We start from the raw sequence: 1,282 nt of genomic DNA on the forward strand, positions 1-1,282 counted from the left end.
ACAGATGTGTATAAGAGACAGTTTTTTATACCATTGGTTAGTATGTTTTAGTCCAATCGTTCTAGTATAATGCCGCTGTATATTTCATTTAGTTCAATTTTTATTGGACTAATTTGAAATAACTAGCGGTATTATTCCGAATTTATGGGTGCGCCTAGATATTTGGCGCGGCATATTAACAAGGGGTGTAATTCAGGCTAGTGTTTATAGGCAAATCAAAGTATCACTTATACATACAGCTAATCCTGATTAATTTAGATTTAATATAAATTTGTAAATTGTAACGTTTGTAGGCTGTTTTTTTTTAAATTTATAGTCCATTAAATTAATTTATTATGACTGTCAATCAAATATTAAGCACAAAAGGGAAAGAAGTATTTTCAGTACTCTCAACAATTACGGTGTATGAGGCTTTAGGGGTGATGAGTGAAAAAAATATCGGAGCTATTTTAATAATAGAAGACAATATATTAAAAGGTATTTTATCTGAAAGAGATTACGCACGAAAAATTGCTTTAAAAGCCAAATCTTCCAAAAAAACATTTGTTTATGAAATTATGGAGAAAGACGTGGTTACGGTAAAACCAACAGATAACCTTGATTATTGCATGGAATTAATGGATACAAAAAGAGTAAGACATTTGCCTGTCACAGAAAACGGTACCATTATTGGGATTATCTCCATAAGTGACGTGGTAAAAGCGATAATCGAAATGCAAAAAGCCACAATTAAACATTTGGATTCTTATATTTCACAATAAAGTCAAAAAACAATCAATAATTATAAACAGCCGCAATTTAGTGCGGCTGTTTTTTATATAAAAAAAATTAGCAAATCCAAAAACAGCTAATTAAGAGTAGTTTACAAGATTCATAAACACTATCGGTAACGATTTAGTAATGGTGCTCATTGCATTCATTTTCAACCAAATTCCTTGTAAATCAATAGCAAATTTACAAAAAAACAGAGAAACATTTAGAATATCTAGCTTATTTTTCATCTGTTTTTAGGATTAGTGCCTTCTCTTTAATCATTAAGAAATTTTATGTGATTTGTTTTTTACTCAATAGTTCAAAATTAGGCATAATAAAAGTTTCCCAATCAGTATTGAATGTATTGCATAGTCATCTAAAATTCAAAACGACAAAAAACATTTAGACTAAATGACAAATTATTTAATTATACCAGGACTTGGAAATTCAGGACCAGAACATTGGCAGACATATTTTGAAAAATCAGGAGATAATTTTTTTAGAATTCACCAGCCAAAGAGGTACGACC

Annotated in this window: 2 protein-coding genes; both read left to right on the forward strand. The window is 29.6% G+C overall.

Annotated elements, in window-relative coordinates; translation table 11 throughout:
- Positions 1 to 335: 335 nt before the first annotated feature.
- Complete coding sequence (locus B2145_RS07120; RefSeq protein WP_291100217.1) at positions 336 to 761, forward strand: CBS domain-containing protein; 426 nt, start codon at positions 336 to 338, stop codon at positions 759 to 761.
- Positions 762 to 1,164: 403 nt separating this feature from the next.
- Positions 1,165 to 1,282: alpha/beta hydrolase (locus B2145_RS17710; RefSeq protein WP_414654993.1), on the forward strand; the 118-nt coding region annotated here is incomplete at its 3' end.

Origin of the sequence: Flavobacterium sp. UBA5153 (assembly GCA_002413745.1) — a bacterium.
In the GTDB taxonomy this organism is placed as follows: Bacteria; Bacteroidota; Bacteroidia; order Flavobacteriales; family Flavobacteriaceae; genus Flavobacterium.